Origin of the sequence: Micromonospora sp. NPDC005220 (genome assembly GCF_040607895.1) — a bacterium.
Classification (GTDB): Bacteria; Actinomycetota; Actinomycetes; order Mycobacteriales; family Micromonosporaceae; genus Micromonospora.
The window spans coordinates 51,275-72,137 of sequence record NZ_JBEXHP010000012.1 but is presented as its reverse complement, the minus strand read 5'-3'; the positions used below and the strand labels follow the sequence as shown (position 1 = coordinate 72,137).

The following is a 20,863-nucleotide window of genomic DNA, read 5'->3' as shown; positions in this document are numbered from 1 at the left end:
CCGCACTCCAGGTCGCCACCGGGACTCGGCGCAACCTCGCATATCAGCCCTTCACCGCCCCGGCGGTGAGCCCTTCGGTCAGGAAGCGCTGCCCGAGGGCGTACATGATCACCACGGGGATGCTGACGAGCAGCGACGCGGCCGCGAGTTGTCCTTGCGGTACGACGTCCCCGGCGATCATCGACTGCATCCCCACCGGGAGCGTCTTGTACTCATCCTTGGTGATGAACACGAAGGCGAAGAGGAACTCGTTCCAGGCGTTGGTCAGGGTGAAGAGCGCGACCGCCAGCAGCCCTGGCTTGGCCAGCGGCAGCACCACCCGGCCGAATGCCTGGATACGGCTGCATCCGTCGACCAGCGCGGCCTCCTCCAACTCGATGGGGATCGACGAGAAGTACCCCACCAGCAGCCAGGTGGCGAACGGCAGCGTGAAGGTCGGGTACGTCACCACCAGGGACCACAACGAGTCGGTGAGCCGGGCGCCGATGAGCATCTGGTAAAGCGGGATGAACAGCAGCGCGCCCGGCATCACGTAGGTGAGCAGCACCGTGACGGTGAAGCCCTGCGCCCCACGGAACCGCAGCCGGGCCAGCGCGTAGCCCGCCAGGGCGGCGCAGACCAGTGCCACCGCGGTCGACGCCGCGGACACCAGCAGGGTGTTGAGGTACCAGCGGCCGAACGGCTGGTTGGCGAACAGTGCACCGAACTGCTCAAGCGTCCACGGCGTCGGCCACAGGTCGTCGGTGCGCATGACGACCTGGCCCTCGGACTTGAAGGCCGTGACGGCGATCCAGTACAGCGGGCCCAGCACGAAGAAGAGCAACCCGGCCAGCGCGACCCAGGACCCCAGGCCCGACACCACTGACGACGACCGGCGGCCACCTCGGGACTGGAGGGTCGAGACCACCCGGCCGACCGTCGCCGCGACCAGCAGAATCACCCCGAGGACCACCGCCGCCTTCCAGAAGATCTGCGGCGACGCCCAGAAGAGCAGACCGGTGACCACGGCGGCGACGACCCACGGCAGCGCCTTCCGCGTCGTCCCGGCCCACCGCCGCGTCCCGATCCACCGCGCTGCCCGGCGTCGCCGGGGCAGCTTGATGTTGCCGTCCTGGCGCAACAGGCGGACCAGGACGAACACCAACCCGCCGATGATCGGCAGCATGACGAGCGTGACGGCCGCGCCCGCGCCGTACTGCAACTGCAAAATCGCCTTCGAGTACGCGATGAGCACGTACGGCGCGGTCACGTCACCCGGGCCGCCCTGCGTCAGCAACCAGACGAGGTCGAAGTTGTTGAACGTCCAGATCGACGACAGGGTCACCGTCACGGTGATCACGTGGCGCAGTCCGGGCAGCGTCACATTGGCGAACCGCTGCCAGGACGAGGCCCCGTCGATGGTCGCCGCCTCGTAGAGGTCCGCCGGGATGGCCTTCAACCCCGCGAGGAAACACACGGTGAAGAACGGCACCCCCTTCCAGACGTTGACGAGGATCACCGACGGCATGGCCAGCGACGGGTCGGACAGCCAGCCCGCGGGCCAGCTGTCGACCAGGTGCGCGCTGGCCAGCAGCGGCCCGATCCCGGTGGCGGTGAGCAGCGTGTTGACGCTGCCGAAGATCGGGTCGAGCAGCGCACGCCAACTGAACGCCGTCACCACCGTCGGCACCACCCACGGCACCAGGAGCAACCCCGCCAGCACCGCCCGCCCGCGGCGTCGATGGTGCAGCAGCAGGGCCGCGGCCAACCCCAGCACGACCTTGAAAACCTCGGCGTACGCGGTGAAGACGAACGAGTTCACCACGCCCGTGTGGAACTGCTCGTCGCCGACGAGCGCGAGGTAGTTGTCCAGGCCGACGAAGACGCTGTCCTGCCCGTGCCGTTCCGTGGTGCTGGTGATGATCGACCGGGCGATCGGCACGAGAACAAGCCCGCCGACCAGTACCGCCATGGGCGCCAGGAACAGCGCCGCGAGCCGCCAGTCACGGCCCAGCCGCCGCTGGACCGCCGTGAGAGAGCCGGGTCCCGGCGGCGCGGGCTTCCTCGCCGCCGGGACCCGCGCAGGACGGACTGAGCTCACTGCGGCAGCCCCTGCTGGTTGAAGATCTGCACCATCTTCGCGTGGGCGGCCGTCACGGCCTGCGCCGGCGCCGTGCCCTGCACGACCTGCTGCATCATGTCGGTGAGGACGTAGGCCGACCCCACCGCCTGCTGGCCCGCGCTGGCCTTCTGCGGGAAGGCCAGGCCGTTCTTCGTGTTCAGCGGCAGCTTCAGTTCAGTGATCCTGCGCAGCATGGGGAACGCCGGGTCGCCGCTGGTAAAGAACGGGTCGGCGTCCCAGACCTTCTCCCAGGCGGGCATCACCAGGCCGGGCGCCTCCTTCGCCACCCCGAGCAGCGCGGGGGCGCTGACCAGGTACTGCGCCAGGAGCTTGGCGAGCGCCGGGTTCTTGGCACCCTTGAAGACGACGAAGCCCTGCGACTGGCCGAGCAGCAGGGGATTGTCGGTCGCCGGTCCGATGCAGTCGGAGAACACGTGGGTGTTCGCGTGCACCGGGTTCTTCTTGGTCCGGGAGTCCGCGTAGACGCTGAACTGGTTGCGGGTGTAACCGAGGATCCCGGCGAGCCAGTTCTCGTTGTTGCTGGTGTCGGTCCAGCTGGCGACCCCCGGCGGCAACATCGGCTTGTACTTGGAATTGGTGTAGATGTCGCCCAGGAAGCTCACCGCCTGCACCGTCTCCGGTGAGTTGAACGTGACCTTCCGGCCGTCGTTGGAGGCGATCGACCCGCCGTAGGCGTTGATCAGTGCCTCGATCATGCCGTTGCCGTCACCGGAGCGGTTCACCGTCATGCCCCAGCCGAACCGGCGCTTGCCCGGATCGGAGATCTCCAGGCACAGGTCCCGCAGCTCCTCCCAGCTGTAGATGTCCTTCGGGGTGATGCCCTTGTCCTGCATCCAGTCCTTGCGCAGGAACGACCCGATCCCGATGAAGTGGTACGGGATCGCGAACCACCTGCCGTCGAAGACGCAGAAGTTCTTGGCCTCGGCGCAGGGCTCGCCGTACTTGGCGGTCAGCGCCTGGACGATGTCCGTCACGTCCTCCAGGTCGCCCAGCGCCTGGAACTGCGCGACGAACCGCGAGTCGGTCATGAACGCCAGGTCCCGGGCCACCCCGCCCTTGACCTCCGCGTCAATCTTGGCCACCACGTCACCGGCGTCGGCCTGGACCAGACTGTTCTCGATCTTCGTCCCGGTGGTGTCGGCGAACTTCTTGATCGAGCTGTCGAGGGCTTCGTTCGCCGCCGTCGAGTACAGCTTCTGCGACAGCATCCCCATCGAGGAGCCCTTCATCGACGCGGCCGCGTCGATCAGCTCCTGCGGAACTTCCGGCTGCACCTTCGTGGGCGATTCGGAGGTGCCCCCACACGCGGCCAGACCGGCCGCGCCGAGCACCCCCACCCCCATCCCCAGAAAGCCGCGCCGGGACCACGCCGGTTTGATCTCCATGGACATTCGCCTCCTTAAAGTCTCCGCACCCCCGCACGCCGAAGGCCTGTCTGCCGAACACCGCGATGCTCGTGCTCCAGGCGTGTCTGTGACGGCGACCAGGGACGCGCCGCCCGCATCGATCAGCGCGTACGCGTGCTCGTTGTCGAAGTTCGTGGGGTTGAGACGGTGACGGCGGGCTCGCTCGCGCCGCCGTTCACCGTCGTCGTGATCGGCGACCGGGCCGAGGCGCTGACGTTCCAGTTCGGTCGGGTCATGCGACCACCGCCGTTCGAGATTTCGAACTAGGTTCGATATACCGGATCGAGTGGTCGCGACGCTAAGGCAGCACGGAGAGCAATGTCAATGTTTCGATGTTGTTTCGAGCCGAAAGCGGGAGGTTGGCTATCGAGGCTGCGCCCGGTAGCCCATCCGAGCCGACAACGCGGCCGCGCCCTCCCGAACCAGCCCGGTCCACTCCACCTGCGCCTGAGGCGTCCAGCGAATGATCGGCGCGGACAGGCTCATCCCAGCGATGACGGCGCCGGTATGGTCCCGGATCGCCGCGGCGACACAGCGCATCGCGGTGTCCGACTCGCCGATGTCGACCGCGACGCCCTCCACCCGGACACGGTCGAGATGCTCGCGAAGAAGATCCGGGTCGGTGATGCTGTCCGGCGTCATGCCCGGCAGAGGGTCCTTCAGCAGGACAGCGTCCAGGTCCGCCTGATCGAGGGCCGACAGCAGCACCTTGCCGACCGCCGTGCAGTGGGCGGGCAGCCGCAGCCCGACCCCGGAAACCATCCGAACCGGGTGGGTGCTGTCGAACTTGACGAGGTAGATGACATCGGCGCCGTCGAGCACCGCCACATGAACCGCCTCGTCGCACGCGGCGGCCACGTCCCGCGCGACGCCCTGCGCCTCGCGTACCAGATCAAGCCGGCCCGCGAACGCCGCGCCCAGCTGGAACAGCGGCATGCCGAGCCGATACTGCACCGGCTGACCCGGTATGGAGATCAGGTACGCGCGGGCCTCAAGCGTCACGAGCAACTCGTGGACGGTCGTGCGGGGCAGATCGAGTCGCTCCATCACCTGGCGGGCCGACAGTTGGGGGCAGTCCAGGAACAGTTCGAGGACGTCGAGCGCGCGGTTGACCGCCGGTACCACACGGGGCATGTTCGATAGTCCCTTCGCAGTGCCGGACCCGTGTCAACGATCTCCACACGGGCCAGCACCTGAAGAGGATATCTACGTCGGCCCCCGGCGCCAGGTGCCGGACGTGTCGCTGGTCAGAGGGTTGTTGGGGCGCTATGTAACTGAATGTCGGCCCATGGCGCCTCCGGCGGGAGTCACGGCGTCCAATTCGGTCACCGGCCACCTCCGCCTTGACCGGACGAACGTCTGACCCTCGCCGCGTCCCTGAGTCAACATCGGATGCCAGTCCGTCGGCGGGCCCCACCTCTTTCTCAGCGACGGCTCAGGTGACCAGTCACAAGTTGAACCAGATGTCTTTGCTCACCTGCCCATTTAGACACGGTTTTCTTCGCGCCCACTCTTGAGGCGAAAATTCGTCGGTTACTCCCGCTACGATCTTGCACGCAGGTAATGCCAGGACGGCATCCGGCTGGCGATGGGTCATGCGCCGGCCTCCACTTTCGACATCGGGAGACCACGTGAAGAAGAGGCTGATCGGCGTCGCGTCCACCCTTGCCATCGCCCTCGGTGGGACGCTGGCAATCGGCGCCCCGGCCCAGGCTGCCACCCCCGCCATCATGATTACCAAGGCTTACTACAACTCGCCCGGCAGCGACACTGGCTCAAACACCAGCCTGAACGCCGAATACGTGCGGCTGACCAACAAGCGCACTTCGACAATCAACCTCAAGTCCTGGACTCTGCGTGACAAGTCCAACCATGTCTACACGTTCAGCAGCAATTTCAATCTGAAGGCCGGCGCCAGCGTGGTTATCCACACCGGCAAGGGCACCAACACCGGTAGCAACCGTTACTGGGGGCGCGCCCCATACGTGTGGAACAACACCGGAGACACCGCCTACCTGCGCAACTCGGCAGGCGCGGCGATCGACAGCTGCTCGTGGGGCAGCAGCGGCAGCTACACCAACTGCTGACGGCACCTCCGCAACAGGTTCAGCGCCGGCCCACCTCGCAAGACGGGCCGGCGTTCACGTTTGTGATCGACTCCAGTGCGGGTCGGGCCGTGTTCCGGCAGTTCGCGGGACGCCGACGTTCCTGATCCAGCCCGGTCCGCTACCCGTCGCCGTCGTGGTATCGGCAGGCGACGATCTCGACATCGTCCTTGGTGATCCAATGCTGGATCGGTTGGATGGACTGGGCGAGGAGATGCTCTTTCCAACCACGTAGGCCGTTGCCGGTCCAGTCGCCGTAGGCGCGTTTGGCAGGGGCGGTGCCGTACTTCGCGACCTCGGCCAGCAGCGGAACGGCGGCCGCCGGCTAAGCGTGGTCGGCGTCGATGAGGACTGCCAAGCGGTCACATCAGTACGCTCCGACGCGAGATCCTACCGCTTGGTCGATGCGCTATGGGTCCGGCAATTCAATGCGGGCCCTTCGGGGCTGGTGCGTCGGCGGCTTGTTCAAGGCGCTAAGGACGGCGACATCGACCGGTCATGTGAGTGCTGGCTGTGCGACTGGATTGGCCGCGCTTCGCACGGAGTTGGCGGCATTGCGAGCCGATGTCGCTCGTCTGCTGCCGCCGCCCGGCGGGGCGGCGAGGTGGCGCCCGACCGCTGCCAGCCGATCGGCCGGTGCTCGACCAAGCGAAGTTGCTGCCAGCGGAGTTGCGTTTTTAGCGTTTATGTCGCATGCTCCAACTATGGTGACGGTGAGTGGTGACCTTCTGACCACTGGTCAGGTTGCCGAACTGCTGGGGTCGTCGCGTCAGCAGGTGGTCAACCTGTGCGAGCGTGGGGATCTGCCGTTCGTGAAAGTCGGTAAGCATCGGAGGATAGAGCGGGCCGCGGTTGAGGCGTTCCTGCGTCCCAAGCCGGTGCTGACTCGTGATCAGCTCAAGTCGTTGTGGCTGCATCAGGCGGTGGCCGGCAGCTTGGTGACTGAACCAGACAAGGTGCTGAGCAAGGCCAGGGAGAATCTCGATCGGCTCCTCCGGCAGCATCAAGGGACCATGACCGAGCTCTGGCTGAAGCGTTGGCAGGAAAAGATGAACGAGGGAGTGGGAGCCGTCCTCAAGGTGCTGGCTTCGGAGGACCCGGAAGCTGTGGAGCTACGACAGAACTCACCCTTCGCGGGGGTCCTTTCGCAGCCGCAGCGTAAGAAGATTCTTGACTCCTTTGCCCGCAGCGGTTGGAAGCGAGCAGCGTGAGGCGCGAGCAACTGGAGCATGTCCTGCGGTCGGCGTGCCAAATCGTCGGAGAGCGGGACGTGCTCGTCATCGGCAGCCAGTCGGTGCTGGGATCGATTCCGGAGAGCAGGCTTCCGCTGGAGGCCACTGCCTCGATGGAGGTCGACGTAGCCTTCTTCGATGACCCGGATGACAAGAAGGCTGACCAGGTCGACGGCGCGATTGGCGAGCTCTCGCCGTTCCATGAGATGAACGGTTACTACGCACAAGGCGTGAGCGTCTCGACCGCAGTGCTGCCCGGTGGGTGGCGGGACCGGTTGGTTTTGGTGGAGTCCCAGAGCACCCAACCGGGGCGCGGCTACACGCTCGAACCGCACGACTGTGTGGTATCCAAGCTGGTCGCCGGCAGAGATAAGGACCACGCCTTCGCCAATGCGCTGATCCAGGCCGGGCTGATTGATCCAGCAGTGGTTGCCGAACGGATCGAGTCGGTTGACGTCCACACCTTGGTGCTGAAGCGACTCAGGGCCTGGATCTCCATGTACCTGCCGGCGACCTAAGAAGCGAATCGCTCGGCCTCGGCAGGATTTGCGTCGCTTTCGGCCGTCGGCAGCTGTTATCGGTGTTAGGGGTGCCCCAGCCTTGTGCCGATGACCTCGACGCAGGTTCCTGCCAAAGGAAAGCACCTTCCACTTCCGGCGCCACTTCTTAGCGACGACGTTGATGAGCAACAGCATCGGGCCCCACGAGCTGCGGAAGACCTTGGGGTACGCCCACCGGCGGACAGGTTGGAGACCTGCATCCGTTGGTTCGGGTTCTTGCAGCTCAAACTGGGTCTTTGGTGGGCCGCCAGGGACTCGAACCCTGAACCTATGGATTAAAAGTCCACAGCTCTGCCATTGAGCTAGCGGCCCGCGCGCTCAGGTTACCCGACGGTGAGCGGCGACGGCTCTTGGCTTCCGGCCAGCCGTCGATGGCCCGACCGCACCCTGCTCTCCACCCACCTCGTCCTTGATCGACTCGGGATTCAGGAAGTCGTGCTGTTCTGGCCGCTCGGATGCCCCGACTTTCGAGAAGTCGAGTGGATCATGCCGCGGGCCGCGGGCCGCGGGCCGCGGGCGGCGGGCGGCGGGCGGGCCATGCAACCTTTTCGGCTCGCAGCCGGTACTACTTTGCGACGGGCCGGGCAGAGGGGCGTACGCATGATCACACCTGAGGGCTTCGACGACTTCGTCGCAACCCGCTCCCCGCGGCTGCTGCGGACCGCATTCCTGCTCACCGGCGAGTGGGCATCGGCGGAAGATCTGTTGCAGACCGCGCTGGCACGGGCATGGGAGGCGTGGCACCGCATCGACGGTGATCCCGAGCCGTACGTGCGACGGATCCTCGCTAACGCGTACGCGTCGTCCTGGCGGCGCAGATGGCGGGGCGAGCTACCCACCGCCGACCCTCCCGAGGCGGTCGTCGATGCCGACCCACATGCCGGCGTCGATGATCGCGACCGCCTCTGGCGGGCACTGGGCCGCCTGCCCCGGCGCCAACGCGCTGTGCTTGTACTGCGCTACTTCGAGGACCTCTCGGAGGTCGAGATCGCCGACACCCTCGGCTGCTCGGTCGGCACCGTCAAGAGTCAGGCCAGCCGGGCGATGGCCAAACTCCGCCTCGACGCGACCCTGGCGCCGGAAGGGATGCTGCAATGAACGTGACCGATCTCAAGCAGGTCTTCGACGAGCGTTCCGAAGACTCGGCGGAGCACGTCGTTCATCACCTGCGGCTGCACGGCGTACACGCGAAGGTTGTCGCGCGTCGCCGCCTGCGGATCGCGACCTGGACCACCTGCGCGGTGGTCGCCCTGGCCGGCCTCGCCGCGGCCGCCGTCGTGCCAGGACTCCGCAGGGATGTCGCGCCCACCCCGGCGGACGGCGCTTCCCCAGTACGCACCATCGAGGGGTTCCCGGAGTACGCCAACGGCGCGCGAGTCGTGGCCGCGAAGTCCACGCAGCTGCCGGAGCGCCGCATCGAGGTGACGATCGTGCCGGAAACTCTCGATCTCGTCGTGTTCAATCGCTGCGACAGCACTGACGAGAAGATCGCGCTAGGCATGGCGTTGACCGTCAACGGCCACGATCTCAGCGAGGGTAGCTGCAGCAGCGCCATCCGACCTTCGGGCTGGAACGCACGAGGTGTCGAGGTCGGCAGGCCCGCCACGTTCGTCATGACGATCAACGGAGCGCAGCGGTCCGAGGAGACGGGTGACGTCTCGGTGCCGATCCCGGACGCTGGCACTTTTGGGATCGCGATCGGCGAGCGGGTCCCGTTCGACCGGTATCCGCTGCCTCCCCGGCCAGCAACGCTCGGCTCGCTGGACCAGGCGCTCCCGGCAGGCTGCACCGAGGCGTTGTGCCCGGACGCCGTCATCATCCGGTCGAACCCAGACGATCCGATGCGCTCCGTCCGGCGGACCCTGACCTGGAGGCCGTTGGACTCGATCGGCATGGTCGCCCAGACGCCGGGGCTCCTCCACCTCCGGGTCAACGGGGTGGAGGTCATGACCGGTGAGTGGTGGGACTACGCGATGAGCGGTAACGGGATGTACGGAGACAAGGACGCGGCCTGGAAGCGCGAGTTTGGCCTCGACCTACGTCCTGGCGAGTCAGTGACCATCGAGATTGTGCCTGAACACTTCACCGGATCCTGGCAGGTCGTCTTCGTGCCAGACGGTCTGCGGAAGAGTGGGTAGCGGTCTCATCGGGTTCCGTTGCCAGGTCAGATAGTCTTCCCAACCCGTCCGGCGAACTGGACCTTCACGCTGCCCGCACCGCCCGCCGAGCCATGAACCTCGCCCGGCCAGCGGCCACCTCGCCCACAATCTGGCGACCGCGCGGCCGAGCTATTTGGCCGCCTCCCGGCCGCTGCCGTTTCGTGGCTGGTTCACAACCTCGCCGGCGCAATCAGCGGCGGACAGGCTTCCGCAGCGATCTCCTCGGCCATCCTTGTCGGCGCCGACGGCCGCAGAGGACGACACCTGACCTGACCGGCAAGATCCGCCAGTGATCGCCCTTGGTTAGGACCGGGCCGGCGTTTCTGAACGCCTGGCCACCGGTATAGCTTCATCACCGATATATTGAGGCCATGGCCACACCCACGCCGCTACGGGAGCCCACCTTCCTCATCCTCACCGCCCTTGCGCGGGAGCCCATGCACGGCTACGGCATCATCAGCGACGTCGCCGCGCTCTCCGGGGGTCGGCTGGCACTGCGGCCCGGCACCCTTTACGGCGCGCTGGATCGCCTCAGCGACGAAGGGCTGGTCGAGCGGGACCACGAGGAGGTCGTCGAGGGACGGCTGCGCCGCTACTACCGGCTCACCGAAGCGGGCCGGTCCGTGCTCACCGCGGAGACCGAACGTCTGCGCCGCAATGTCGAGGCCGCCAGCCAGCGGCTACGGATTCGGCCCGCAGGCATCCCCGCCGCCGGCGACACCTCACGCGCCCCTGTCAACCTCCCGGGGGCGGTCGCCCGCCCCACCCTTCGACCGACCGGAGGCCTGGCATGAACCAGCCCAACCCCGCGCCGGAACAGGCCGGATCGCCACTGGAGTCCCGCTACCGGCGGCTGCTGCGCGCCTACCCGGGTGACTACCAGGCCGAGCGGGGCGACGAGATCGTCGGGACGTACCTCGACACGGTCGGACCGGGGCGGCGCTGGCCCTCCCCACACGACGCCCTCGACCTGCTCGCTGCTGGACTTCGGGAGCGACTGCGCGGGTACGGCGCCCTCGGGCTGGCCGCCGCCCTTCCGCTGGCCGCGACCGCCGCGCTGAACACTCTCGTCGCACTGGCGGCCTTCCTGCTCCTTCGGGTCGAGCTGAACGACCCTCGCGTCACCGGGCTGGACCCGGCGGGTCCGTTCCAGACCCTCGGCGCCGTCATCTGGCTGGGCTGGCTGGTCGTCGGCCTCACCGCGACGGCGCTGCCCGGGTCTTGGGCGCGGACCGCCGCGATCGGTGGTCTCCTGCTGACCGTCGCACTGCCACTTGTGGCCGCTCTCATCGGACAACCCCGACCGCCGCTGTCCGTGCTGCTCCCCACCATCGCGCTTGGCCTCGCCACCCTCGCACTAACCTCTCATCCCAGCTGGATCGCACGAGGCCTGCCGCTCCTCGCGGCCGGCTCCGGAACAGCCGTGTCCGCGGCTTTCAGCTCTGCCGAGAACGGCGGGAATTGGTTCGTCTTCTACAGCTCGACCCCGGAACTTCTGGCGATGGCCGGGGGGCTTTTGTTTGCCCTGGTCCTACTCGTCGGACTCGGCCGCGCCCTGCGCGCCGATGACACCGGACTCTGGGCGACGCTGCTCCTCACCACCCCCGCCGGTCTGCTCGGCACCGATCAACTCAGCCAGGCGATCTGGGGGACCAGCGGCGGACACACCCCGGCGGGCCTCGTCGTCACCACTGGGTCTTTGATTCTTCTCGCTGGCGCGGCGCTGCTCACAGTTGCCCTCACGTGTCAGGCCGCACGACACCGGACCGTACGTCGACGAGTGCTGGACAACGCCTGCGGGACCTGCGGGGATCAGCCGGGAGCGACAGCAGAGGGGTGATACTTCCGCAGCTAGCGGCCCGCGCGCTCAGGTTACCCGCCGGTGAGCGCCGACGACTCCCGGCTTCCGGCCGGCCGTCGATGGCTGCGGCTGGCCGGTCATCACCCGCCTCGCCCTTGATCGACTCGCGTTTCCGGAAGTCGGGGTGTCGTGGCCGGTCGGTTGGCCCGAGTTTCAGGAAGTCGAGTTGATCAAGCCGGCCGTGGGCCGTGGGCGTGTCGGTGGGTGGTGGTTGAGCTGCGGCTGGGCGGGTACGGGGTCGGGCATGCGGATCGTGGTGGTGGGGGCCAGCGGCAACGTCGGTACGGCGCTGCTGCGGCGGCTGCGCCGGGAGCGGGGCGTGGAGTTGGCCGGGGTCGTTCGACGGTTGCCCGGCCCGGATGCCGGCGAGCCGTACGACCAGGTGGAGTGGCACTCCTGTGACATCGGCGCGCCGGGTGCGGCCGGGCAGCTCGCCGAGGTGTTCGCGGGTGCGGACGTGGTGGTGCACCTGGCCTGGCAGATCCAGCCCAGCCATGACCAGCGGGTGCTGCGCCGGACCAACGTCGAGGGCAGCCGGGCGGTGATCGACGCGGTGGTCCGGGCCGGTGTGCCGGCCCTGGTGTACGCCTCGTCGGTCGGCACCTACGCGCCCGGCCCGAAGGACCACCCGATCAGCGAACGGTGGCCGGCCACCGGTGTGCCCGGCTCGTCGTACAGCGAGCACAAGGCCGAGGTGGAGGCACTGCTGGACGGGGTCGAACAGGACCACCCCACGCTGCGGGTGGTGCGGATGCGACCCGGGTTGATTTTCCAGCGGGCCGCCGGTGCGGAGATCACGCGTTACTTCCTCGGCCCGCTGGCTCCGGTGCGGCTGCTGCGCTTCGGCCGGATCCCGCTGGTGCCGACGAACCGTCGGTTGCGGATGCAGGCGGTACACGCCGACGACGTTGCCGACGCGTACGCCCGAGCGGTGTTGGGTGATGCGCGCGGCGCCTTCAACGTCGCCGCGGACCCGGTGCTCACCCCGGAGCTGGTGGCCCGGCACTTCCACGGTTGGACGGTGCCGGTCGCCGCGCCGGTGTTGCGCGCGGCGGCTGCGCTGACCTGGCGGGCGCGGCTGCAACCGGTCGACGCGGGCTGGGTGGAGCTTGGTCTGAACGCCCCGCTGATGTCCAGCGAACGCGCCGAGACCGAGCTGGGTTGGCAGCCGAAGATCAGTGCGCTGACGGCGCTCAAGGAACTCTTCGCCGGGATGGCCGACGGCGACCACACGGCGAGCCCGCCGATGTCCGGCGCACGGGACCTGCCCGGTCGCCCCGCCGCACTCCTGCACGCCCGCCCCCCAGGCGAAGGAAACCCCTACTGAGGTACGCAGCCTCAGCTCAGCTTGGAGCCGGTCACCGTGGGGTTGCGGGCGCCGAGGAAGAAGATGCCGGGGAAGCCGCGGGTCTCGAACTTGGCGCTGGGGTTGCGGCGAAGGGTCGAGTTCTCGATCTTCATCGTGCCGGTGCGGTTGTTGCTCACGAAGAAGACCGCGCCGCCGCCCTCGTTGGCCTTGTTGTTCTCGATGATCGTGCCGGCGAGCCGTACGGTGAACTCGTTGCCGTCGCAGTAGATCGCGCCGCCGCTGCCGCCGCCCGGTGTGCCGGACTTGGCCGGGTTGGCGCCGCTGCCGATCGCCTCGTTGTTCCTCAGCAGGCTGTTCAGCACCACCCAGGAGACGCCGATGCTGCTCAGCGCGCCTCCGTTGGAGCAGGAACCGCCGTCGAAGGTGCTGCCCACGACGTACACCGGCTTGTTCTCGTACTGGCTCAGCACTCGGATGGCCGCGCCGCCCAGGTCGGGGCCGGTGCGGTCGCAGCGGTTGCGGACGAAGCGCGAGTTGACCACCTTCAACCGCCCGCCGCGTACGAAGATCGCCCCACCGCCGCCGCCCTCGGCCTTCTCGCCTGTGGAGTTGCCGTCGGCGAAGGTCAGGTTCTGCACGGTGAGCTGCGGGTGATCCTGGTTCTGGCAGTGCGAGGTGGTGAAGCCCTGGGCCTCGTCGCAGGTGTTCATGTAGAGGATGCGGCGCTGCCCCTGGCCGCTGAGCGTGACAGTGCCGCCGCCGTCCAGCACGACCTTCGGCCCGTTGGCGTTGCGGACCTTCGCGGTGGCGGCCATCTTGATCGTCACCGGGGCCGGTCCACAGTTGAACGTGATGACACCGCCGGCCGCGACGGCCTTGACCACCGCTGCGGAGGTGCAGCTCGCCGGGGTGCCGGTGCCGATGGTCCGGGTCGGCTTCGAGGTGTCCACCGCCCGTGCCTCGGCCGGCACCGTGGCCTTGCCGTTCGGGTTGCCGGCCGCGAGCACCTTGGTGGCGGGCTTCGGGCTCGCGCTGGCCCCGGGGCCGCCGAGGCCGTCCCGGGCCACCGGCGCTTCGGCCTGGCCGCCGCTCGGCGACGGCGAAGCGGACGAGCCGGCCTCGAAGGCGGGGGCCGGGTCGTTGGGGGCGCAGGCGGGCAGGGTCGCGGTGGCGACACCGAGGACGAGGAGAGCGGCAAGCGATGTCATGCGCACCCTGGTGATGCTAGGAGCCACGACGGCGTCGCGACGAATCCGCCGAGCCGGTTTAATGCACTGCTAAGCCGCCATCGTCAGACGTGGGAGAGGGCGAAGGCGGTCAGGAAACCGGCGACCGTGATCAGACCGACCAGCAGGTGCGCGTCCTCGAACGCCTCCGGGACCATGGTGTCGGTGATCATGGCGAGGATCGCCCCGGCGGCCAACGCCGTGATGGCGGCCAGCACCTCCGGCGGCGCGCCGCCCAGCAGGGTGTTGCCGACCAGCGCGGCGACGCCACTGATCAGCGCGATCCCGGTCCAGAGCAGGAAGACGTACCGTCGGGTGCGGCCGGCCTGGCGCATGCCGGCCGCGCTGGACAACCCCTCCGGAACGTTGCTGAGGAACACCGCCGCCACCGTGACCAGGCTGACCGCGCCGCCGCTGAGCAGGCTGGCGCCGATCACCACCGATTCCGGTACGCCGTCGAGGAGCGCGCCCACCGCGATCGCCGACCCGGAGCCGGGCTGCTCGCCCTCGGAGGGCTGCTGCTCGCCGGACCGCTTGCGATGACGCGCGCCGCGCCGGGCCAGCGCCACGTTGGCGAGGGTGTACGCACCCGTGCCGCCGGCCGCGCCGATCACGGTGGGCAGCATTCCGCCCTGGTCGTGGGCGACCTCGATCAGCTCGTAGGAGACCGCGGAGAGCAGCACCCCCGCGCCGAACGCCATGATCGACGCGGTGAGCCGCTGCGGGACGCGGACGAACCAGCCGACCGCCGCCCCGATCAGCAGCGCCGACCCGGCCAGCAGTCCCCAGCCACCCGCCTGTAACCACTCCGGCATTCTGGGGAACGTACCCGGTGCGGCCCGGGTGGCAAACCGCGCTCAGAAGTCGGCGAAGAGGTACGGCACCCGGCGGGGGAACAGGCCGCGTAGCTCCGTGGCGGCGTCCCCCGGAACCTCGCCAAGGCCGCGTAGCGGCAGCTCGGCCGGGTCCAGCACCCCGTACGCGAGGGCGGAGAGCCCGGCGGCGGTGAGCGTGGCCGTCGGCGCGCGGCCGGTGGTGTCGTCGACCAGCTCCAGCGCGCCGGTCGTGCCGTCGAGCAGGTGGGTGCCGGCCAGCCAACGGTCCCCGGTCAGCTCGATCCGCACCCGGCCCGAGCCGGCGGGCAGCCCGCGCAACGCGTCCAGCGACAGCAGCCGGGCCATCGGCGCGGACGAGCCCGGCACTGCCGTCCGGGCCTCGACGTGCACGTCCAGGTCGGTCAGCCACAGCTCGGGCAACTCGTCCGGCGGCACCTGAACGGTGACCCGCTCGATCTGGTCGACGTGCCGGGCGAAGAACTGCAACAGCAGCGCCCGCGCGAGCGGATCGGTGACCAGCAGTTCGTTGCCGTGCAGCGTGCCGCCGTGTTCGTCGATCCGGTACGTCACCGCACCGGTGACCTCCCCGGCCACCCGTGCGGTGAGCAGCCAGAACTCGTCCCGGTCGCGCATTCCGATCGCCCGGTGCTCCGGGAAGATCGCGAAGCCGTGTCGTTCCTGGAGGTTGCGCTCGGTGAACGCCCGCCACGCCGGATAGCCGGCGGCGATGCGTTCCCAGCCCACCTCGCCGGGCAGCTCCACCGTGAGCAGCGAGCCCAGGTTGGCCGGGGTGAAGGTGACCCGCCGTGGCTTGGGCAGCCCGGCGTAGCCGAACCGGGCGTAGAAGCTGGGCCGGAACGGATAGAGCGCGCTGAGCGAATGCCCCTCGTCGCGCATCTCGTCGAGGAGTTGGTGCAGCAACGTCCGGACGTGCCCCTGCCGGCGGGCCAGTGGATGGGTCGCCACCCCGGCGACACCGGCCATCGGCAGCACCACGCCACGCAGGTTCTGTCGCATCGGAATGGCCGAGACGGCGGCCAACGTGGTGCCGTCCTCCTCGGCGATCAGCGTCCGGTTGCCCTGGTTGTAGGGCAGGTAGTCGCGGAACTCCGCGGTCCGGGCAGCACTGAGCGGCGAGGACTCGAAGGCGTACGCGGCGAGCGGAAAGCTGGTGGTGAGACGGTCGTCGTCGGTCACCCGGCGGATGGTCATTCGCCCATCTCAACCCGCCGCGCGGGTCGCAGCAACCGGATTGGCCCGATCTGCCGGGCCGTCCGCCGAGCCACCCCGGTCGCCGCGGCGCCGAGGTCAGCGGGCGACGACGTCGGAGACCACGACTGTGACGTTGTCCGGCGCGCCGGCGTGGTGGGCGAGCTTCACCAACTGCTCACCGCACTGCTGGCGGTCTGCGTACATGCCCAGGGCCGCCGCGATGGCCTCGTCCTCGACGTAGTCGGAGAGCCCGTCGCTGCACAGCAGCAGCCGGTCGCCGGGGACCACGGCGAGCACACCCACCGCGGGTGGGGTGTCGGCGCCCTGCACGGCCCGGGTCACCAGGGACCGCTGCGGGTGGTGGCGGGCCTGCTCGGGAGAGAGGGTGCCCTGATCGACAAGTGCCTGCACGAACGTGTCGTCCCGGGTGAGCTGGGTCAGCTCCCCGTCGCGCAGCAGGTAGCAGCGGGAGTCGCCCACCTGGGCCAGCACCAGCGTCTCCCCGGCCAGCAGCGCCGCGGTGAGCGTCGTCCCCATGCCGTCCCGGCTCGGGTCGACGGTGATGGCGGCGTGGATGCGCTGGTTGGCGGTGCTGACCACGGCACGCAGAGCGTCGGCGGCGCCGTCGGGGTCGGTGGGCGGAGCCAGCTCGTCCAGGATCCGGATCACGATCTCGCTCGCCACCTCGCCCGCAGGCAGCCCACCCATGCCGTCGGCGACCGCGATCAGGCGGTCACCGGCGAGGGCGGAGTCCTCGTTGTTGGTGCGCACCAAGCCAATGTCGTTGAGGATGACCGAGCGGAGGATGAGCGTCATGGGGTCAAGCTTGCCAAGAACAACCCGCATTCGTCTCTACGCCTCCTACCTCGGTCGAGAAATGATTGCGATTTTCGTCGACCGGTAGAACGGTCGGTGACCGATCGGCCGCGCCTCAGCGGCGCGGATAGCGCAGTAGCAGGCTGGCGGCCACCTCCTCGTCACCCACCGCCGCGTAGCTGTGCGGCACGTCCGACACCCAGCGGAGGTGACCACCGGCCGGGGCGGTCAGCGGTGCGTCGACCGGCCCGGCGCGCAGCACCCCGGCGAACACGGTGATGTGCTCGGTGACCCCCGGCGCGTGGGCGGGGGAGAGCTGGGTGACGCCGGGCGCGACCCGCATCCGGTACAGCTCGTAGGTCGCATCGGTGTCGGTGAACACCTCCAGCAGGGTGGCGGTGACCGCGGTGCCGTGCACTGTGGGCTCGGTCGCGGGTTCGGCCAGCAGGGCGGTGAACGGTACGCCGAGCTGCGCGGTGACCGCCCAGAGCGTCTCCAGGGTCGGGTTGCGGGTGCCGTGCTCCAGGCCGGAGAGGGTGGCCTTTCCGATACCGGCGAGCCGGGCGAGTGTGGACAGCGAGAGCCCTCGCTCCTCGCGTAGGGCACGGACCCGGCGGCCGACGACGGCGGGATCCACGTCGAGGCCCGGACGCGGGTCTGGTGGTGGGTGCGGCACCCGGCTATCGTGCTACACGCTTCCGTTCCGTAAACGGAACAGTCGGGAGGGTGGGGTGGCCGGACGCGTGCAACCGGTGCTGGCGGGGGTGGTGACCGCGCTGGTGGGCTTCGCCAGTTCGTTCACCGTCGTGCTGGCCGGGCTCCGGGCGGCGGGCGCGTCCGACGCGCAGGCCGCCTCCGGCCTGCTCGCTCTCTGCGTGGCGAGCGGACTCGTCGCCGCATGGCTGGGCTGGCGGTACCGGATACCGATGAGCGCGGCCTGGTCCACTCCGGGCGCGGCGCTGCTGGTGGCGACCGGACCACCGCCGGGCGGATGGCGGGTAGCGGTGGGCGCGTTCCTCGTCTCCAGTCTGCTGATCGTCGCGGCCGGGCTGTTCCCGCCACTCGGCCGGGCGGTGGCCGCCATCCCCAAGCCGGTGGCCGGCGCGATGCTCGCCGGGGTGCTGCTGCCGCTGTGCACCGCCCCGGTCCGCGCGCTGGTCGAACTGCCGATGGTGGCCGGGCCGGTGGTGGTCGGCTGGCTGCTGCTGCACCGGTTCGCCCGCCGCTGGGCGGTGCCCGGCGCGCTGGTGGTGGCGGTGGTGGCGATCGCGCTGACCACACCGCCGGCCGGCCTGACCGGTGCCGCGCTGATCCCATCGGTCACGTTGACCGCGCCGGCCTGGAACGCGTCCGCCCTGGTCGGGCTGGCCCTGCCGCTGTTCCTGGTCACCATGGCCGCGCAGAACGTACCCGGCATGGCCGTGCTGGTCGGCTACGGCTACCGTCCGCCGTTCGGCGCCGCGCTGCGGACCACCGGCCTGGCCAGTCTGCTCGCCGCCCCGGCCGGCGGGCACGCGGTGAACCTCGCGGCGATCACCGCCGCGCTGGCCGCCGGCCCCGATGCGCACCCGGATCCGGAGCGCCGGTGGATCGCCTCGGTCACCGCCGGCGCCGGGCTGGCCGTGCTCGGCCTGGGCGCCGGCGTGGCCACCACACTGGTCGCGGTCGCCCCACCGATCCTCATCGAGGCGGTCGCTGGGCTGGCGCTCCTGGGCGCCCTCGCCACCGCGCTCGCGTCGGCGGTGACCGACCCGGCGACCCGCGAGGCCGCCGTGGTCACCTTCGTGGTGACCGCGTCCGGGGTGACGCTGATCGGCGTGGGCGGCGCGTTCTGGGGCCTGGTCGCCGGCTGCCTGATGCTGCTGCTCTTCCACAGCCGATCAGGGCAGTGGGGTCACTCCTCGGGCGGCAGGTCGGCCACACCCACGGCCAGGAGGACCCGGCCGTCGGCCACCGACCCGATCCGGTCGGCCGGTACGTAGACCGCGCCGGTGCGGGTCAGCTCGGTCGAGACCTTCAGGTAGCCGCTGTGCAGCAGCCGCGCCGCCAGATCGGCCGGCACGTCCGGCTCCTCGACCGCGGTCGCCTCGATCAGCTCGTCCAGGCTGCTGCCGGGGTCGGCGGTGGGTGTCTGGACGGTCACCGCGTTCGGGTCGCCCCGCTGGACGAGGTCCACGGTCCCGACTTCGGTGCCGGCTGAATCGATCACCGGCATCCCGGTGGTGATCCGCGAGATGGTCGCCTGCTGCGCGTCCTGCTGATCCATCTCGCTGCGGTTCCCGGGGCCGCGCGCCGCTAAACGCCGTCGCTCGCAGGCGCCGCGCTTCGCTCTGGCGCACGGCTCTCGAAGCGATGGGGCTGGAGAGCGTGATGACTGGGTGGCATCACGATGCCGCAGAGTCATCACCGTGAAGAGCGGCACCGCCTCCGGGCGACGGACCCGTCCGTTCAGCCGTTCGGGAGGGTCCAGCCGCCGGGCGGGCGGGGGGACAGCTCCCGCCAGGTGTCCGGGCCGTCGAGCAGCGCCCGGACGGTCTCCTCGGCCTCGTCCGCACTGCCGTACTCGTAGAAACGGGAGATGCCCTCGGCGCCGCCGGCCCGCTGCTCGACGTGCCACCGGTCGGCGTCCACCCGCAGGAAGACGTCCCGCCGGGCCAGTCGCCCCCACTTCCCGTTCCACCAGTGCTTTCGCTGCTCCATGCCGGGACTCTATCGAACACACGTACGAGAAGGTGCGGCCCCTGCGGGAATCCCACAGGGGCCGATGTGCATCCGTTCGGGTCAGCGCTGCGTCGGCGGCTCGGTGCGACGGCCCAGCACGTCGTCCAGCGCCCCGCGCTGCTGGCCCGGGGTGGTGTGACCGGCGGAGACCAGGGCGTCCCGGATCTCGGTGAGCAGCTTGACCTCCTCGCTTGGCGCCGCCGGCGGCGGCTCCTCGCCCCGCTGCCGACGCTCGGCCAGCTTGTTCATCGGGAACACCACGAAGAAGTAGAGCACCGCCGCGGTGAGCAGAAACGTGATCAGGGCGTTGATGAACCCCGCCCAGTCCATGAAGTTGCCCTTGCTGATCTCCCACTGGCCAGCGAACTGATCTTCGCCACCGCCGACCAGCTTGATGATCGGCTTGAGGAACGAGTTGGTGAGGGCGGTGACCACGCCCGTGAACGCGGCGCCGATGACGACACCGACCGCCAGGTCGACGACGTTGCCGCGCATGATGAAGTCTTTGAAGCCCTTGAGCATTCGTACTCCCGAGGTGTCCGCTTTTCTGTCGGGCACAACCTATGCCCGTTCGGCGGGTTCCAGAAAAGCGCCGGCTTCGAGCGCCGCCCGGCCGGGATCGCCGGCCCGGATCGCCTCGACCAACCGGGTGTGGTCGACGTAGCGCTCGGGGGTGAGTGCCTCACCCATGGCCTGGGCGACAGTGCTGCGCAGGGCGGTGCCGACCGAGGCGTACAGCTCGGCGAGCATGGCGTTGTGCGCGGCGGCGACCACCGCCGTGTGCAGTGCCGCGTCGGCCTCGACGAACGCGTCGACCCGGCCGCCGTGCCAGGCGGCCTCGCGCTGGGCGAGCGCGCCGTCGAGCGCCGCCAGGTCCTCCGGGGTACGCCTCAGCGCGGCGAGCCGGGCGGCCTCCACCTCGAAGGCACGGCGTACCTCGATGACCTCGGCCATCCGGTCGTCGGCGAGTCGGCGGGCGACCACCGGTGCCAGTTCGTCGGTGGACACCACGTACGTGCCGGAGCCCTGCCGGCATTCCAGCACCCCGGCGTGCACCAGGGCGCGGACCGCCTCGCGGACCGTGTTGCGCCCCACGCCCAGCGCGGCGACGAGTTGTGGCTCGGTGGGGATGCGCCCGCCGACGGGCCATTCGCCGCCGAGGATCCGGGCGCGGAGCTGCTCGGTGGTCTGCCGGACCCGGTGGCCGCGCGGTGGCACGGGTGGCTGGCCGGGGGGCGGCACCGGTGGGGCGGAGGGGAATTCAACCGACGGTGGCACTGGTTACATCACCGGTCCCA

The 20,863-nt window shown here is 69.5% G+C and carries 21 protein-coding genes and 1 tRNA gene; 9 read left to right on the top strand and 13 right to left on the bottom strand.

Features of this window, described 5'->3' with window-relative positions; translation table 11 throughout:
* Positions 1 to 43: 43 nt before the first annotated feature.
* From ABZU52_RS08375 to ABZU52_RS08365, 3 genes are all read right to left on the bottom strand, one after another.
* Positions 44 to 1,951, bottom strand: coding sequence for an ABC transporter permease subunit (locus tag ABZU52_RS08375; protein WP_354970393.1), 1,908 nt, complete (start codon positions 1,949 to 1,951; stop codon positions 44 to 46).
* Between the two features lie 125 nt (positions 1,952 to 2,076).
* A complete protein-coding gene (locus ABZU52_RS08370; RefSeq protein WP_354970392.1) occupies positions 2,077 to 3,507 on the bottom strand; it encodes an extracellular solute-binding protein in 1,431 nt (476 codons plus the stop codon).
* A gap of 384 nt (positions 3,508 to 3,891) precedes the next feature.
* On the bottom strand, positions 3,892 to 4,662 hold the full coding sequence (locus ABZU52_RS08365; RefSeq protein ID WP_354970391.1) for an IclR family transcriptional regulator: 771 nt from the start codon (positions 4,660 to 4,662) through the stop codon (positions 3,892 to 3,894).
* 497 nt (positions 4,663 to 5,159) lie between these two features.
* Between ABZU52_RS08365 and ABZU52_RS08360 the strand changes: the two genes are divergently transcribed.
* The 3 genes from ABZU52_RS08360 to ABZU52_RS08350 all read left to right on the top strand — a co-directional run bounded on the left by ABZU52_RS08360 (position 5,160) and on the right by ABZU52_RS08350 (position 7,383).
* Positions 5,160 to 5,615, top strand: a complete 456-nt coding sequence (locus ABZU52_RS08360) for a lamin tail domain-containing protein (protein WP_354970390.1) — start codon at positions 5,160 to 5,162, stop codon at positions 5,613 to 5,615.
* A 722-nt stretch (positions 5,616 to 6,337) separates the two neighbouring features.
* Entirely contained in the window at positions 6,338 to 6,844 is a 507-nt protein-coding gene (locus tag ABZU52_RS08355; protein ID WP_354970389.1) for a helix-turn-helix domain-containing protein, read from the top strand.
* Positions 6,841 to 7,383, top strand: coding sequence for a DUF6036 family nucleotidyltransferase (locus ABZU52_RS08350; RefSeq protein WP_354970388.1), 543 nt, complete (start codon positions 6,841 to 6,843; stop codon positions 7,381 to 7,383). Before ABZU52_RS08355 ends, ABZU52_RS08350 begins: the two co-directional genes overlap by 4 nt.
* 279 nt (positions 7,384 to 7,662) lie before the next feature.
* On the opposite strand, the gene ABZU52_RS08345 is transcribed toward ABZU52_RS08350, so the two are convergent.
* Positions 7,663 to 7,737: transfer RNA gene (locus tag ABZU52_RS08345), tRNA-Lys, on the bottom strand.
* Positions 7,738 to 8,025: 288 nt separating this feature from the next.
* Between ABZU52_RS08345 and ABZU52_RS08340 the strand changes: the two genes are divergently transcribed.
* The 5 genes from ABZU52_RS08340 (at position 8,026) to ABZU52_RS08320 (ending at position 12,772) form a co-directional block, all read left to right on the top strand.
* Entirely contained in the window at positions 8,026 to 8,523 is a 498-nt protein-coding gene (locus tag ABZU52_RS08340; protein WP_354970387.1) for a SigE family RNA polymerase sigma factor, read from the top strand.
* Positions 8,520 to 9,563, top strand: coding sequence for a hypothetical protein (locus tag ABZU52_RS08335; RefSeq protein ID WP_354970386.1), 1,044 nt, complete (start codon positions 8,520 to 8,522; stop codon positions 9,561 to 9,563). Before ABZU52_RS08340 ends, ABZU52_RS08335 begins: the two co-directional genes overlap by 4 nt.
* 392 nt (positions 9,564 to 9,955) lie before the next feature.
* The gene (locus tag ABZU52_RS08330; RefSeq protein WP_354970385.1) at positions 9,956 to 10,378 is read left to right on the top strand and encodes a PadR family transcriptional regulator; all 423 of its coding nucleotides are present in this window, start codon (positions 9,956 to 9,958) and stop codon (positions 10,376 to 10,378) included.
* Complete coding sequence (locus ABZU52_RS08325) at positions 10,375 to 11,424, top strand: GlsB/YeaQ/YmgE family stress response membrane protein (protein ID WP_354970384.1); 1,050 nt, start codon at positions 10,375 to 10,377, stop codon at positions 11,422 to 11,424. Before ABZU52_RS08330 ends, ABZU52_RS08325 begins: the two co-directional genes overlap by 4 nt.
* 265 nt (positions 11,425 to 11,689) lie before the next feature.
* Positions 11,690 to 12,772 carry an NAD-dependent epimerase/dehydratase family protein gene (locus ABZU52_RS08320; protein WP_354970383.1) on the top strand — a complete coding sequence of 361 codons (1,083 nt, stop codon included), beginning with the start codon at positions 11,690 to 11,692 and terminating at the stop codon, positions 12,770 to 12,772.
* An 11-nt stretch (positions 12,773 to 12,783) separates the two neighbouring features.
* On the opposite strand, the gene ABZU52_RS08315 is transcribed toward ABZU52_RS08320, so the two are convergent.
* The 5 genes from ABZU52_RS08315 to ABZU52_RS08295 all read right to left on the bottom strand — a co-directional run bounded on the left by ABZU52_RS08315 (position 12,784) and on the right by ABZU52_RS08295 (position 17,520).
* The gene (locus tag ABZU52_RS08315) at positions 12,784 to 13,962 is read right to left on the bottom strand and encodes a hypothetical protein (protein WP_354970442.1); all 1,179 of its coding nucleotides are present in this window, start codon (positions 13,960 to 13,962) and stop codon (positions 12,784 to 12,786) included.
* A gap of 83 nt (positions 13,963 to 14,045) precedes the next feature.
* Positions 14,046 to 14,795, bottom strand: coding sequence for a ZIP family zinc transporter (locus tag ABZU52_RS08310; protein WP_354970382.1), 750 nt, complete (start codon positions 14,793 to 14,795; stop codon positions 14,046 to 14,048).
* 42 nt (positions 14,796 to 14,837) lie between these two features.
* Positions 14,838 to 16,028 carry a GNAT family N-acetyltransferase gene (locus tag ABZU52_RS08305; RefSeq protein WP_354970381.1) on the bottom strand — a complete coding sequence of 397 codons (1,191 nt, stop codon included), beginning with the start codon at positions 16,026 to 16,028 and terminating at the stop codon, positions 14,838 to 14,840.
* Positions 16,029 to 16,124: 96 nt separating this feature from the next.
* Entirely contained in the window at positions 16,125 to 16,844 is a 720-nt protein-coding gene (locus ABZU52_RS08300; protein ID WP_354970380.1) for a protein phosphatase 2C domain-containing protein, read from the bottom strand.
* A 115-nt stretch (positions 16,845 to 16,959) separates the two neighbouring features.
* Complete coding sequence (locus tag ABZU52_RS08295; protein ID WP_354970379.1) at positions 16,960 to 17,520, bottom strand: XRE family transcriptional regulator; 561 nt, start codon at positions 17,518 to 17,520, stop codon at positions 16,960 to 16,962.
* A gap of 55 nt (positions 17,521 to 17,575) precedes the next feature.
* Here ABZU52_RS08295 and ABZU52_RS08290 point away from each other — a divergent pair, with 55 nt between their 5' ends.
* Entirely contained in the window at positions 17,576 to 18,826 is a 1,251-nt protein-coding gene (locus ABZU52_RS08290; protein ID WP_354970378.1) for a benzoate/H(+) symporter BenE family transporter, read from the top strand.
* Here the strand turns inward: ABZU52_RS08290 and ABZU52_RS08285 are convergent.
* The 4 genes from ABZU52_RS08285 to ABZU52_RS08270 all read right to left on the bottom strand — a co-directional run bounded on the left by ABZU52_RS08285 (position 18,739) and on the right by ABZU52_RS08270 (position 20,807).
* Positions 18,739 to 19,110: a hypothetical protein gene (locus ABZU52_RS08285; protein WP_354970377.1), complete on the bottom strand. Its 372-nt coding sequence runs from the start codon at positions 19,108 to 19,110 to the stop codon at positions 18,739 to 18,741. The two genes, ABZU52_RS08290 and ABZU52_RS08285, sit on opposite strands and share 88 nt — an antisense overlap.
* A 182-nt stretch (positions 19,111 to 19,292) precedes the next feature.
* Positions 19,293 to 19,544 carry a hypothetical protein gene (locus ABZU52_RS08280; protein ID WP_354970376.1) on the bottom strand — a complete coding sequence of 84 codons (252 nt, stop codon included), beginning with the start codon at positions 19,542 to 19,544 and terminating at the stop codon, positions 19,293 to 19,295.
* An 81-nt stretch (positions 19,545 to 19,625) separates the two neighbouring features.
* Positions 19,626 to 20,087: a large conductance mechanosensitive channel protein MscL gene (mscL, locus tag ABZU52_RS08275; protein WP_354970375.1), complete on the bottom strand. Its 462-nt coding sequence runs from the start codon at positions 20,085 to 20,087 to the stop codon at positions 19,626 to 19,628.
* 39 nt (positions 20,088 to 20,126) lie between these two features.
* Complete coding sequence (locus tag ABZU52_RS08270; protein ID WP_354970441.1) at positions 20,127 to 20,807, bottom strand: FadR/GntR family transcriptional regulator; 681 nt, start codon at positions 20,805 to 20,807, stop codon at positions 20,127 to 20,129.
* Positions 20,808 to 20,863: the final 56 nt, after the last annotated feature.

Coding starts and splice junctions, on each gene's coding strand:
- ABZU52_RS08375 (WP_354970393.1), bottom strand. CDS start 1,951: ATGGCGGTACTGGTCGGCGGGCTTGTTCTCGTGCCGATCGCCCGGTCG.
- ABZU52_RS08370 (WP_354970392.1), bottom strand. CDS start 3,507: ATGGAGATCAAACCGGCGTGGTCCCGGCGCGGCTTTCTGGGGATGGGG.
- ABZU52_RS08365 (WP_354970391.1), bottom strand. CDS start 4,662: ATGCCCCGTGTGGTACCGGCGGTCAACCGCGCGCTCGACGTCCTCGAA.
- ABZU52_RS08355 (WP_354970389.1), top strand. CDS start 6,338: ATGGTGACGGTGAGTGGTGACCTTCTGACCACTGGTCAGGTTGCCGAA.
- ABZU52_RS08340 (WP_354970387.1), top strand. CDS start 8,026: ATGATCACACCTGAGGGCTTCGACGACTTCGTCGCAACCCGCTCCCCG.
- ABZU52_RS08335 (WP_354970386.1), top strand. CDS start 8,520: ATGAACGTGACCGATCTCAAGCAGGTCTTCGACGAGCGTTCCGAAGAC.
- ABZU52_RS08330 (WP_354970385.1), top strand. CDS start 9,956: ATGGCCACACCCACGCCGCTACGGGAGCCCACCTTCCTCATCCTCACC.
- ABZU52_RS08325 (WP_354970384.1), top strand. CDS start 10,375: ATGAACCAGCCCAACCCCGCGCCGGAACAGGCCGGATCGCCACTGGAG.
- ABZU52_RS08320 (WP_354970383.1), top strand. CDS start 11,690: ATGCGGATCGTGGTGGTGGGGGCCAGCGGCAACGTCGGTACGGCGCTG.
- ABZU52_RS08315 (WP_354970442.1), bottom strand. CDS start 13,962: ATGACATCGCTTGCCGCTCTCCTCGTCCTCGGTGTCGCCACCGCGACC.
- ABZU52_RS08310 (WP_354970382.1), bottom strand. CDS start 14,795: ATGCCGGAGTGGTTACAGGCGGGTGGCTGGGGACTGCTGGCCGGGTCG.
- ABZU52_RS08305 (WP_354970381.1), bottom strand. CDS start 16,028: ATGACCATCCGCCGGGTGACCGACGACGACCGTCTCACCACCAGCTTT.
- ABZU52_RS08300 (WP_354970380.1), bottom strand. CDS start 16,844: ATGACGCTCATCCTCCGCTCGGTCATCCTCAACGACATTGGCTTGGTG.
- ABZU52_RS08285 (WP_354970377.1), bottom strand. CDS start 19,110: ATGGATCAGCAGGACGCGCAGCAGGCGACCATCTCGCGGATCACCACC.
- ABZU52_RS08280 (WP_354970376.1), bottom strand. CDS start 19,544: ATGGAGCAGCGAAAGCACTGGTGGAACGGGAAGTGGGGGCGACTGGCC.
- mscL (WP_354970375.1), bottom strand. CDS start 20,087: ATGCTCAAGGGCTTCAAAGACTTCATCATGCGCGGCAACGTCGTCGAC.